The sequence below is a fragment of the Burkholderia sp. ZZQ-2 genome, from assembly GCF_050768715.1.
Lineage (GTDB): Bacteria > Pseudomonadota > Gammaproteobacteria > Burkholderiales > Burkholderiaceae > Burkholderia > Burkholderia cepacia.
Genome location: NZ_LDVA01000331.1, coordinates 20,680 through 33,063, shown reverse-complemented (window position 1 = coordinate 33,063; position 12,384 = coordinate 20,680). Strand labels below are relative to the sequence as shown.

The 12,384-nt window shown below is 65.6% G+C and carries 12 protein-coding genes; 5 read left to right on the top strand and 7 right to left on the bottom strand.

All coding sequences use genetic code 11. The features are described 5' to 3' along the window. The first annotated feature begins 12 nt into the window (after nt 1-12). From ABY44_RS31350 to ABY44_RS31340, 3 genes are all read left to right on the top strand, one after another. Nucleotides 13-408, top strand: a complete 396-nt coding sequence (locus tag ABY44_RS31350) for a hypothetical protein (protein ID WP_027791795.1) — start codon at nt 13-15, stop codon at nt 406-408. 206 nt (nt 409-614) lie between these two features. Beyond that, nucleotides 615-2,399 carry a nitrite/sulfite reductase gene (locus ABY44_RS31345; RefSeq protein ID WP_091919301.1) on the top strand — a complete coding sequence of 595 codons (1,785 nt, stop codon included), beginning with the start codon at nt 615-617 and terminating at the stop codon, nt 2,397-2,399. Continuing rightward, complete coding sequence (locus ABY44_RS31340) at nt 2,396-2,827, top strand: DUF934 domain-containing protein (RefSeq protein WP_060170624.1); 432 nt, start codon at nt 2,396-2,398, stop codon at nt 2,825-2,827. The genes ABY44_RS31345 and ABY44_RS31340 overlap by 4 nt, the downstream gene beginning before the upstream one ends. A gap of 78 nt (nt 2,828-2,905) precedes the next feature. Here the strand turns inward: ABY44_RS31340 and ABY44_RS31335 are convergent, their stop codons facing one another. The 7 genes from ABY44_RS31335 to ABY44_RS31305 all read right to left on the bottom strand — a co-directional run bounded on the left by ABY44_RS31335 (nt 2,906) and on the right by ABY44_RS31305 (nt 10,935). Continuing rightward, on the bottom strand, nt 2,906-4,186 hold the full coding sequence (locus ABY44_RS31335; protein ID WP_059697369.1) for a virulence factor family protein: 1,281 nt from the start codon (nt 4,184-4,186) through the stop codon (nt 2,906-2,908). Continuing rightward, entirely contained in the window at nt 4,183-6,777 is a 2,595-nt protein-coding gene (gene mprF / locus ABY44_RS31330) for a bifunctional lysylphosphatidylglycerol flippase/synthetase MprF (RefSeq protein WP_059697370.1), read from the bottom strand. The genes ABY44_RS31335 and mprF overlap by 4 nt, the downstream gene beginning before the upstream one ends. 539 nt (nt 6,778-7,316) lie before the next feature. Next, nucleotides 7,317-7,922 (bottom strand): hypothetical protein, encoded by a 606-nt coding sequence (locus ABY44_RS31325; RefSeq protein WP_060170621.1) that lies wholly within the window; start codon nt 7,920-7,922, stop codon nt 7,317-7,319. Nucleotides 7,923-8,114: 192 nt separating this feature from the next. Continuing rightward, a complete protein-coding gene (locus ABY44_RS31320; RefSeq protein ID WP_124840467.1) occupies nt 8,115-8,537 on the bottom strand; it encodes a hypothetical protein in 423 nt (140 codons plus the stop codon). Between the two features lie 416 nt (nt 8,538-8,953). Beyond that, nucleotides 8,954-9,106, bottom strand: coding sequence for a hypothetical protein (locus tag ABY44_RS31315; RefSeq protein ID WP_220091928.1), 153 nt, complete (start codon nt 9,104-9,106; stop codon nt 8,954-8,956). Nucleotides 9,107-9,506: 400 nt separating this feature from the next. Further along, entirely contained in the window at nt 9,507-9,941 is a 435-nt protein-coding gene (locus ABY44_RS31310; RefSeq protein WP_021162920.1) for a hypothetical protein, read from the bottom strand. Between the two features lie 79 nt (nt 9,942-10,020). Next, nucleotides 10,021-10,935, bottom strand: coding sequence for a LysR family transcriptional regulator (locus ABY44_RS31305; protein ID WP_081072598.1), 915 nt, complete (start codon nt 10,933-10,935; stop codon nt 10,021-10,023). 96 nt (nt 10,936-11,031) lie between these two features. Here ABY44_RS31305 and ABY44_RS31300 point away from each other — a divergent pair, with 96 nt between their 5' ends. Continuing rightward, nucleotides 11,032-11,469 (top strand): GlcG/HbpS family heme-binding protein, encoded by a 438-nt coding sequence (locus ABY44_RS31300; RefSeq protein WP_060170616.1) that lies wholly within the window; start codon nt 11,032-11,034, stop codon nt 11,467-11,469. Between the two features lie 5 nt (nt 11,470-11,474). Beyond that, the gene (locus tag ABY44_RS31295; protein WP_060170614.1) at nt 11,475-12,251 is read left to right on the top strand and encodes an SDR family oxidoreductase; all 777 of its coding nucleotides are present in this window, start codon (nt 11,475-11,477) and stop codon (nt 12,249-12,251) included. The last annotated feature ends 133 nt before the right edge of the window (nt 12,252-12,384 follow it).

The following is a 12,384-nucleotide window of genomic DNA, read 5'->3' as shown; positions in this document are numbered from 1 at the left end:
TCATGACTTCCCATGAGTCAACTGCCCTACCTCGATCACGACGCGCTGTTGAAACTGGCCACCGAAGCAGCGCACGTCACGCAGCCGTGCACCTGCACGAAAACGCCGCTCGCCGGATGGACGACCTTGCCGCTGTCGCTGCAGGACGCGCAACTGACCGAAGTCGCCACGCTCACGCCGCCCGGCGAGGCTGAGCCGACCTACGCCGAATATCATCCGGCCGGCACGCGCTACGCGTCGGACGACGCGCCGATCGCACTGCGCCATTTCCCGTACAACCGCTGCACCGTGAGCCGCTGCCGCGCGTGCGGCCGGCTGTTCCTGCGCTACCAGGAAGGCGGCGGCTACTTCATCGACCAGCGCATCCGCGCGCTCGATCCGGCGCTCGTCGTCGACGCCGACGCGTAAGCCCCTGTCACGGGCATGCGCGCATGCCCGGCCCGCACCGGCCCGCACCGGCCTTTCGCCGGCCATCTGCTGCGCCCTTTTCGTCCCGATCTGCTGCTTGTCCCGCCGCCCCGCGTTCCCTACGCTGTCTCCGGTTGCCTGACACCCGTCGCAACGCCCTCCCGAGCCGTGCGCATCGTGCCGTGGCTCCTCTCGCGTATCACGTCATGTATCGATATACCGTTTTCGACCGGGCGCTCGTGCACAGCCGCGCCGCCCAGTTTCGCGACCAGCTCGAGCGCTGGCAGCTCGGCACGCTGAGCGAAGACGCGTTCCGGCCGCTGCGCCTGCAGAACGGCTGGTACGTGCAGCGCCACGCGCCGATGCTGCGCGTGGCCGTGCCCTATGGCGAACTGTCCAGCGCGCAGCTGCGCGTGCTCGCGCGGATCGCGCGCGACTACGATGTGCCCGACGACGCCACCTACCGCGCCGCATGCGACGCGCAGGCCCTGCTCGGCACGCTGCGCCTGCCGACCCGCAGCGCGCATTTCACGACGCGCACCAACGTGCAGTTCAACTGGATTCCGCTCGCCAGGGCCGCCGACGTGATGGACCTGCTCGCGACCGTCGACATGCACGGCATCCAGACGAGCGGCAACTGCATCCGCAATATTTCGTGCGACGAGCGCGCCGGCGTCGCGCCGGACGAGATCGCCGATCCGCGCCCGTTCGCCGAGGTGATGCGCCAGTGGACGACGCTGCACCCCGAATTCGCGTTCCTGCCGCGCAAGTTCAAGATCGCGATCACCGGGGCGGCCGAGGATCGCGCCGCGACCGACTGGCACGACGTCGGCCTCAAGCTCGTGCGCGACGATACGGGCGCACTCGGCTTTCGCGTGAGCGTGGGCGGCGGGATGGGCCGTACGCCGACGATCGCGACGCTGCTGCGCGCGTTCCTGCCCTGGCAGCACGTGATGAACTACATCGAGGCGATCGTCCGCGTGTACAACCGCTACGGACGGCGCGACAACAAGTACAAGGCGCGCATCAAGATCCTCGTGAAGACCGAGGGGCAACGCTACATCGACGACGTCGAGGAAGAGTTCCGCCAGATCGTCGAACACGACGGCGGGCTGCACACGATCGCCCAGGTCGAGTTCGACCGCGTCGCCGCGTCGTTCGTCGCGCCGTGCCTCAAGCCGCGCACGGTCAGCCCGCGCGACGCGAACCTGCGCGTATCGGCCCAGGCGGCACACCATCCGGCCTTCGCGCGCTGGCTCGCACGCAATGTCGCCGATCACCGCGACCCGGCGCTGCGCATCGTCACGCTGTCGTTCAAGCGCCGCCTGCAGGCACCGGGCGACGCATCGCCGGACCAGCTCGATGCGCTCGCCGATCTCGCCGACCGCTTCTCGGCCGGCGAGGCGCGCGTCACGCACACGCAAAACGTCGTGCTGCCGTGGGTGCATGTCGACGACCTGTTCCCGCTGTGGGAAAACGCCCGCGCGATCGGGCTTGCCAGCGCGAACGTCGGACTCCTGACGGACATGATCGCGTGCCCCGGCGGTGACTTCTGCGCGCTGGCGAACGCACGCTCGATCCCGATCGCCGACGCGATCGCCGAGCGCTTCCAGGATCTCGACATGCTGCACGACGTCGGCGACATCGACCTGCACATCAGCGGCTGCATCAACTCGTGCGGCCATCATCACAGCGGCCACCTCGGCATCCTCGGCGTCGACAAGGACGGCGCCGAGTGGTACCAGGTCACGCTCGGCGGCTCGGACGGCTCGACCGCAAGCGGCCCGGCGCGGCCGGGCAAGGTGATCGGCCCGTCGTTTTCGGCGGACGAGATCGTCGATGTCGTCGAAGCGATCGTCAACGCGTACCTCGACGCGCGGATCGACAGCGACGGCCGCAGCGAACGGTTCATCGACACCGTCCGCCGCATCGGCACGGAACCCTTCAAGGCCGCGGCGAACAACGCGCGCCATCAGGTGGAGCCCGCATGAAGCCAGAACACCCGACCGAACGCATCCGGCTGCTGACGCCGGTCGAACATGCCGCCGATACGCAGCGGCACGACGCCGCGACGCTGACGATCGGCAACGACGAGGAACTGCCGCCGCTTGCCGCGCAAATCGCACTGGCCGCGCGCATCGACCTGCAGTTTCCGTCGTTCACCGACGGCCGTGCGTACAGCCAGGCCTACCTGCTGCGCAAGCGCTACGGCTTCGCCGGCGACCTGCGCGCGACCGGCGACGTGCTGGTCGACCAGTTGCTGCTGATGGAGCGCACCGGGTTTTCGAGCGCGGTGCTCGGCGACGGCACGGACATCACGGCCGCGCGGCGGCAGCTCGACCGGTTCCCGGGCTTCTATCAGCGCGATGCGAGAACGGCGATGCCGCAGCAGAACGCGGCAACGCCCGCCGCAAAATGAAACGGGCGGCACGCTGGCCGCCCGTACGAAGAACCGGAAAGGTCCGGCCGGCGCCCGCCGCGAAGCGGGCGCCGGCGTTCAGCGCGCCGCCACCGGCTTGCCGAACGCGCCGAGAATCTTCTTCTCGAGCGCGATGTAGTCGCGGCCGAAGTGGTGATCGCCCTGCGTCTTGATCACGTCGGCGCCCGTATTCACGAGCGCCGGACACATCGTGTCCTTCTCCTCCGCGCCATAGAAGCACTGCACGAGCTGCGGCGGCACCTTCGCGATTTCCGGCGCGACCTTCAGCGCCTTGTCGCTCGCGGGCATGCCGAGCCAGCCCGTCACGCGGATCTGGAAATCGGCGGCCGGCGCGAAGCCGAGCAGCGACATCACGGCGACCTTGTCGCGCAGGTCGGCCGGCAGCCGGTTGTACGCGAACGGCATCACGTCGGCACCGAACGAGTAGCCGACCAGCGCCACGCGATTCGCGTGCCAGCGCGCCATGTAGGTGCGCATCACGCGCGCGAGATCGCGGCTCACCTGCGCCGGCGGCTTCTCGCTCCAGAAATAGCGCAGGCTGTCGATGCCGACCACCGACACGCCGTCGCGCTGCAGCGCCTCGGCGATCGTCTTGTCGAGATCCCGCCAGCCGCCGTCGCCCGAGATCACGATCGCGAGCTGGCCGTTGCCGCCCTTGGCCGGCAGCTCGACGAGCGGCAGATCCGACACGTCGAGTTCGTCGCTGCTGGTGGTGTCCCGCAGGTGCGACGTGACGAGCGACACGAGCTTCGCGGAATCGCCCGCGGCCGCCGTTTCGACGAAACCCGGCATCGCGCGGCGCACGATCGTCGGATCGGGCGGGCACGGCTTGAAGCGCGGATCGAGCCTGGCCGCCGGACCGACCGATACGACGCCGGCGATCGTGTTCTCCGGCGCCATCGACAGGATCTGCTTCGCGATCGCGCCGCCCTGGCCCACGCCCGCGACGATCGGCGTGAAATAGCGCGACGATTGCGCGAGGCGTTCGAGCTGGTGGCTGACCGCTTCGGCGTCGCCGTCGAGGTGGTGGCAGGTCTCCTGCTTCGCGGCGAGATTCGTCGCGTAACGCTCCGAATCGACGCCGACCGTCATCGCACCGGCTTTCGCGAGCGCATCGGCGGCCTGCTGGTCGGCCGCGCTCCAGCCGGCCTCGCGCGAGAACAGCACGACGAAGCCGCGCAGCGGCCCGCCGGGCTTGGTCACGGTCACGGGCCCGTAGCGGCCGCCCGATACGGTTTCGGCCTTCACCGCGGCCGGCTGCGTGGCGCACGCGGCGCCGGCCAGCATCATTCCCGCGCAGGCGGCTGCCGCCCGCGCGATTCCCTTCTTCAACATCATGAACGCCGACCTCCAGCCAGCAATGACAGGTCCGCGAGCGTGACGAACACGCCGACCGAGCCCGAGGCCGCGAGATAACGCGGCTCCCAGTGCGGTTCGAACTTGCTCTTGAATGCGCGCAAGCCGCGGAAGTTGTAGAAGCGGCCGCCGAAGCGCCAGACCATCAGGCCGACCCGGTGCCACGGCGACGGCATCTTCGCCGCCCCCATCCCCGAGAACGGCGCGATGCCCAGGCTCAGCTTGCGGAAGCCCGCTTCCTTCAGATGCAGCGCGAGCTGCGTAAACAGATATTCCATCGCGTACGGCGATGCGTCCGGCAGGTGCCGCATCACGCCGACCGTCGCCTCGGTGTTGAGGTCGGTCGTCATGAACGTGACGAATGCGATCGGCTTGTCGGCCTGCCGCACGAGCATCACCGACTGCGTCGCCAGATAGCCGTCGTGGAACGCCGCCACCGAGAAGCTCTTCTCACGCGCGTCGCGGCTGTCGAGCCAGCCATCGGAGATGTCGCGCAAGGCCGGCAGCGTGGCCGGCACGTCCGGCGGTGCGATCACCTCGACCGTCAGCGCATCCTTGTCGCCGCGGCGCAGCGCGTAGCGCAGGTGCGACCGGTTCGAACCCTTCAGGTCGAACTGGTCGAGCGCGATATGCGCTTCCTCGCCGAGCTTCATCAGCGTGAGCCCCGCGTCGAGATACAGCGGCAGCGCGTTGGCGCGCACCTGGTAGAACGCCGCACGACCGCTGTGCGCGTGCGCGAGCGCGATGAACTTGCCGATCAGCGCAGGCCATTCCTCGCGCGGCCCGACCGGGTCGTGCAGCGCGGCCCACGTGCGGCCGTACTTCGCGTACATCAGGAACGCCTGGCGCGATTCGGAGAACAGGAACGACTTGTCGCCCATCAGCGCGAGGCCCGCATCGCTGCATTCCTGCGCGCGGATGATCCGTTCGGCATCCGACAGGTCCTGCGCCGCGGGCTTCACGAAACGGCCGGGCGCCGGGCGCAGCAGTTGCCACAGCGCGAACAGCGCGACGAACACGCCGGCTGCGAGCGTCGCGCGCAGCGCACGCGGCGCACGCGCGTCGAACGAGAAATGCGACCACAGCTCGCGCGTGTACGGCACGTCGCGGAACGCGAAGAACAGCACCCACACGGCCAGCATCAGCACCATCGCCACCGACACGAACCAGCTCACCGTGAAGCGCTCCGCGAGCAGCGACGAATGGCGGTTGAAACGGCGGCGGCTGACGAGCAGCAGCACCAGCAGCGTGCCGAGCACGCCGGCCTCGACGAACGCGAGGCCTTTCGCGAGCGACAGCGCGAGGCTTGCGAGCGTCAGCGCGAAGGTCATCCACCACGCACCGTCGAGGCGGCGCAGCAGCCCGCGCGCGACGAACAGCAGCGCGACGCCGAGCACGCTGCAAATCACCTGCGAGCCTTCAAGCACCCACAGCGGCACGAGGTGGCGCAGGATCGCGATCCGGTGCCAGAACGCGGGCGTCGCGCTCGAGATCACCAGCATGCTACCGACCGCGAACGTCACGAGGCTCAGGAACACCGGCGCGAGCTGCGACACGCGCACGGCCTGCCGCGTGACGAGCCGGCGGCGCAGCGCGCGGCCCTCGAAACCGGCCAGCAGGCCGGCCGACAGCACGAGCGGCACGCCGAAGTAGATTGCGCGATACGCGATGAGCGCGGCGACCATCGCGTGCGGGGGCACTTCGCGACCGAGCGTGAAGACCATCGCGGCTTCGAACACGCCGATCCCGCCCGGCGTATGGCCGATCATCCCGAGCAGCAGCGCGGCCGCATACACCGTGATGAAGGTCGGGAAGCCGACCGGCGCGGCCGGCAGCAGCACCCACAGCGTCAGGCCCGCGGCGACCACGTCGAGGATCGCATAGACGACCTGCGCGACGAGATCGCGCCGCGCCGGCACGTCGAACGACAGCCACTTGAAACGCGTGACGACCGGGCGCGCCGTTCTGCCGCACATCGCGACGATCGCGGCCAGTATCACGAGCAGCGCGGCGCCGCCCCACGTCAGCACGCCGGGCGCGACGTGCAGCATCGCGGCGAGCGCCTCCGGCACGCAGACCATGCCGACCGCCGTCATCAACACCATGGCGAGCGCCAGCGTGCCGCTCGTGAACACCGTCATCCGGCCGATCTGCGCGGGCGTGACGCCCGACACGCCGTACACGCGTGCGCGGACCGCGCCGCCCGTCAGTGCGCCGAAGCCGGTCGCGTTACCGAGCGCGGACCCGGCGATCGCGCCGATCCACAACGCGACGCGCGGCACCTTCGCGGCGACATAACGCAGGCCGACCGCATCGCGGGCGACGAGCGCGAGATAACTGAGGGCCGTCGCGGCCAGCGATGCGCCCCACTCGCCGACGGACATGTGACGCAACTCGCGGATCACCGACCGGTAGTCGACGGATTCCGACAGGTGCTGGAAAACCACGATCAGCAGCAGGCCGATGCCGAGCGCGAGCAGCGGCGACAGCACACGCTCGTTGCGGATCAGCGCCCGGACACGGGCGATCACCGCCGCGGCGCGGCCGGGCGAACCAGAGTGGCGGGAAGACATAGATGTTCAGTGGTGGTGCATAGCGTGTCGCGGCGCAAGACGGCCAGGCGGCGACGTATCTGGTTGTTCTGCGTGGGCGGTCGGCCGAAGAAATGGCAGGCGGCGCCTGGATCAGAACTTACGAGTATACGGAATTTATATTACAGAATCTTTCAGCTTCGGATTGTGCGGTTTTGTGGGGCCTCGCCCATCAAAATTGCATCAAAAATAGGGCGTTCGACAAACGCAAGGTGCGCATCATACCGGGAACCGGCGGGGATTTTTCATCGGATGAATGACTTGTGATGCATTTGGGAGAAATCTGCCGGGCGGAGCGCCGCGACGAGCACGAATTCGCAAGGCCGGGCGGGCTTCTTTGAATGGGGTCAAATGCTTTCGGCCAGCTTGTCATATCTTGCTGGCCCTTCGCCGCCCAAACGTGCAAGGATGCCTGGGCGACCCGATATCAAAGAAGCAGTGCTCGCCATGACTGCCGCGGCTCAACGCGCCAAGTCGTCGGTCTGACGACACGGGACGCTCGCCATGGCCGGGCACGGTGCTTATCGTTTCAGGCGCACCACATACAAACCGGGAGCGTTCGGATAGACACTCAGGCTGAAATTCGGCGGAGTTGAAATGAGGCTCCCCTGAATAGCCGGCTTGTACGTGACCGTCCCGCTCGATACGTCCGCCAGCTCGATCACCGGCGGGGACGGATCGGGAATGAGGTTCGACGTGAAGTTCAGGGTCAGTTTCCGGTCGGACATTTCGTAGAAACCGCCATACGTCTTGATCTCGTAGATCACATCGGCCTGAACGCCTGCGGGAACCGGATCGGGCTTGCCCAGACACACCGTCCCGTCACGAACCACGCCGTCCTGCGGCGTCTTGAACGTATACGTCGCCACGCCATCGTCGGTCACGAGCGTCATCGTTGCATTCGGGATCGTGCTCTTCGTCACCTGTATCGACTTGTAGCCACTCGGACACTTGAATGTGGCGGTTTGATCGGTCGACGTGGTATCGGTCGCCGAACCGGTCGAGCCGTTGTTGCTGTTACTGGTGTTACCGGTTGCCTTGGCACCGCTACCGTCACCATCTCCACCGCCACATCCCGCCAGCAATACCGCCGCTCCGATCACGGTTGCCGCATACAGTCGATTCATTTTCATTTGCTTCTCTCTTTTTTATTAAATATTGCTAATTATTGATGCCGCATGCCCTCTTGATCGATGCAGCCCATTCCCCACTTGGCGGGCTACGCCAGCTTTCCTTCACATAGCCGGCGCCGTCAAAACTGCGCCGTCAGCTGGAAGCCGAACGTCACAACAGACACTACACATCACCACACCAACCACTCAAACCCTAAAATATAACCCCCTCAAAATCTCAAAAAACTGCCGACTCACGCCTTGATTGAGTGCATCCCAAGAATTCAAACCCAACGACTGCAATATTCCATCCATCTTTGGAGTCGAACTGAAATATAAAATGCTCCATACCAATTCAACATCCATGCTTCTTTCTTTATCACCAAAACTCAGCAACCTCCGCAACAAAACCTCACCATTTTCACCCGACATCTCCTTTCGGTTCACACACTCCAGCAAACCCACCCGAACGTTAATACACAGGAACTCAACAACAGCCGCCCGCCATTTCTCAGGACTCGAACCGAACTGGCCACCAAACACATGGGGAAGCGCAGCATTAGGAGAAAAATCATCAATTCCAGATACGATAAGTTGCCTCTGGTAATCAATTTCCGAGAATTCTCTCATGATAATTCCCGATCTACCTTTCCGAATTTACTCATACCATCACCAGACCCAGACACATCAAAAAACCAAATCAGTAAAAAACCAAAAACCACACCCAACATTCATCCCCACCCAGACCGATCCAACCAATTCCAGCATGACGCACATCAAAAAAGATCGCGATCTAGCACCGATATCTTCCTCATGCTCTGGAATAGAGTATCCAAAGAAATCCACACGTCATTGGTTGCAACATAGGAAATCCCCCCCTCTAGCAACAATCAACCTCTCATTAATCGACCTCCTCAGCTCCCAAGCGGAGCTCGACGACACCGTGAGAAAGCTCTGCTCAAGTTGTCCCTGAATCAGCCTGGCGATAGTCACCTGCGGTAAGCCGTTCTGCGTCCGGGTCACGTGGGTGGGCGCGTCCGGCGTCGTCACAATCTGCGCCGTGCGTGCGAAGGCGCGCCGGCCAGCGATGCGGCCGCGATCAGCCAGCCCGAACCGCCGAGCGCACTCCGGCCGGCACGGCGCTCGCCGGAAGCTGTTTTCCCCGAAGCAGTAGCCGTCTCTTCGACGGCCACCGCCATTCCCAAGAGTCTGGAATACACCAGGCGGTAGGCCTTTTAGTTCATCGCTCTTTGTTTGATTTCTTTCAGACCGATGAACAGTAGCAAAGCAATCGTCAGCAAACCATAGGACGAATGTCAACAATTGACAAGTATTTTAAGGATTTGGAGTAATGCACTTTTAGGATATTTCTTATCCCTGCACTATCTCATATTAATTCACCCCATTTGAATGGTGATTAAATCAAATTCTCCAGTATTGGTTCGCAATTTACCTCGCCACTGACAAGAATCCGTCCAATACGGCACTGCATATCGATAATCGGGAAACAGTCAAGATATGTTGCCGGCAAATAGCCTCATCGGGCTATTCGGCCTCTGCTTGCATTCTTACGGGACCATGCAGCACGTGCGCGCAACCTCACTTCGCCCGTTCATGCTCCCCCAACCCGATCGCCTTGTAGTCGTAAGTCGGATAGAACTCCGTCCGATACGCACCCCACGCCGTGTCTTCGAGCACCCGATTGACCTCGCGCACCCGCGATGCCGGCAACCGCAACACGACGATCTGCCCGATCCCCATCGTCACGGTCCAGCTCACCACTTCGACGCCCGGCGGCGGAAACGCCTTGTAGAACCCCTGCTTCGCCAATTGCGCGTTCAGCTCGGCGAGCGGACGCGACTGATCGTGTTTCAGGAAGACGGTGAGCAGCACCGCATTGTCGGGCGTCGCCGCAGCCGAACCAGCGGGTACGGTCGATGTCTGGCCGATGGCCGGCGCGCTGCAGGTCACGGCCGCCACCAGCGCCGCGGCAATGGCCAAAGTACGAACCGGAAAATGAAGAGATACCGTCATGACGCGACTCCATCGTTTCGTGGCTGGAGCCGCCATCATGCGCTGCCGGGCAAATCGCCGCAGGCAGCCGGCGCAACGCTTACGCCGCGCTTGCGCCGTCGCGCTCCCGCAGCACGTCGATGAACGCGCGCAGCTTCGCCGGCACGTGCTTGCGATTCACGTAATACAGCCACATCGGCGGCAGCGTCCGGCACGCGCCCGGCAACACCTCGACGAGCGTGCCGTCGCGCAAGTCCTGTTCGATGCGCTCGCGCATGAACGCAAACGCGATCCCGACACCGGCACGCGCCGCGTCGATCACCGCATCGGCATCGTTCGTCACGAATACGCCTTCCGGATCGAGATCGACATCGCGGCGCCCGTCGTGCAGCAGCCATTTGTGCAGCCGCCCGCTCTCCGAAAACCGGAAGCGGATACATGCATGACGTTCGAGCGCCGCGATCGACGCCGGCGTGCCGTACCGCGCCAGATAACCGGGCGACGCGACCAGCGCGCACGAAAGCGCCGGCGCGATCCGCACGCCGATCGTCCCCGGCTGCAGCCGGTCGGCAAGGCGAATCCCCGCATCGAACCCGTCCTTCGCGATGTCGACGAGTTCGTTCTCATAACGGATCTCGAGCCGCACTTTCGGATAACGCTCGCGGAATACGGCCAGCACCGGCGCGATCACGAGCGTGCGCGCCAGCGGCAGCGCGGTGACGCGCAACACGCCGCTCGGCTCGCTGCGCGCATCCCTCAGCGCGTCGCGCGCATGCACGACCTGCCGGTACGCGGGCTCGGTCTGCCGCCAGTAGTGCTGCCCGGCCTCCGTCAGGCTCACGCCGCGCGTGCTGCGATTGAACAGCTTCACGTTCAGCTCGCCCTCGAGCTGCCCGATCGCGAGGCTGACGGCAGCCGGCGTCAGGCCGAGCGCGGCAGCCGCCCGCGTGAAGTTGCCGGCCGTCGCGACCGTCATGAACACGTGCAGCCCGGCCATCGGATCGCGTCGGCTCATCATTAGAAAAACTTGAAACTCTTTCGAGCGGAATGCGGATTCTCCCATATACCGCACCTGCCTACACTGAGGCCTGTCGTCCCACTGGAGCTTCGCATGGACCCGCTCACCGCCGCGCTGCCGCTCGCAGCCGCCCGCCGTACGATCGACGCAGCACTCGCGCATGCCGCGTCGCTGCAGGTCGCCGGCGTCGCCATCGCAATCGTCGATGCCGGCGCGAACCTGCTCGCGTTCGCGCGCACCGACGACTGCTTCCTCGGCGCGATCGATCTCGCGCAGCGCAAGGCGCTGACGGCGGTCCGCTTCCGCATATCGACCGGCGCGCTCGGTGCGATGTCGGGCGACGGGCCGCTGCGCGGAATCGAGCACAGCCACTGCGGGCTCGTCACGTTCGGCGGCGGCGAACCGCTCGTCGACGGCAGCGGACGCTGCGTCGGCGCAATCGGCGTATCGGGCGGCAGCGTCGACGAAGACACCGCGATCGCCCGGCACGGCCGCGACCGTTTTCAGGCAACCCTTCCCACCACAAGGTAAGCAACATGGCACGGAAACGCATCCTCATTACCGGCGCAGGCACCGGCTTCGGCCGTGAAGTGGCGCTGCGGCTCGCCGAACGCGGCCACGACGTGACGGCCGGCGTGCGCGTCACCGTCGAGATCGACGCACTGACGGACGCCGCCGCGCAACGCGGCACCACGCTGCGCGCCATCAAGCTCGATGTCACGTCGGCCGACGATCGCGCCCGCGCGGCCGAGCTGGGCGTCGACGTGCTCGTGAACAACGCGGGCGTCGGCGAAGCCGGCGCGCTCGTCGACCTGCCGGTCGGGATCGTCCGCGACCTGTTCGACGTCAACGTGTTCGGGCCGCTCGAACTCACGCAGCACGTCGCGCGTGGGATGCTCGCGCGCCGGCACGGCAAGATCGTGTTCGTGTCGTCGATCGCGGGCCTGATCACCGGGCCGTTCACGGGCGCCTATTGCGCGTCGAAGCACGCGGTCGAATCGATCGCGGAGGCGATGCATGCGGAGCTGGCGCCGCACGGAATCCGTGTCGCGGTCGTGAACCCCGGCCCGTACAGCACGGGTTTCAACGACCGGATGATGGAAACGACGCGGCGCTGGCACGATCCGGCCGTCCACACGGTGACGCCCGAGCGGCTGACGTTCCCGCTCGAACAGCACGATCCGGAAGAGATGATCGCGAAGATGGTCGACGTGATCGACAGCGACGGCGGCGCGTTCCGCAACCTGCTGCCGCGGTCGTCGGAAACGTTCGTCCGTGCCGAACAGGCGCGCGCGTGGGAGCGTCAGCAGTAACGCAAACCGGCGGCGGCCGGCGGTTCATGCCATGCAGGAACGCCGTGCCCGTTGCCCGGCCTGTCGCGTGCGACGTTCGCCGTCGACGGCCTCCCCGACGGCCCGGCGCGGCTCGTCGCAGGCCGACGCATCG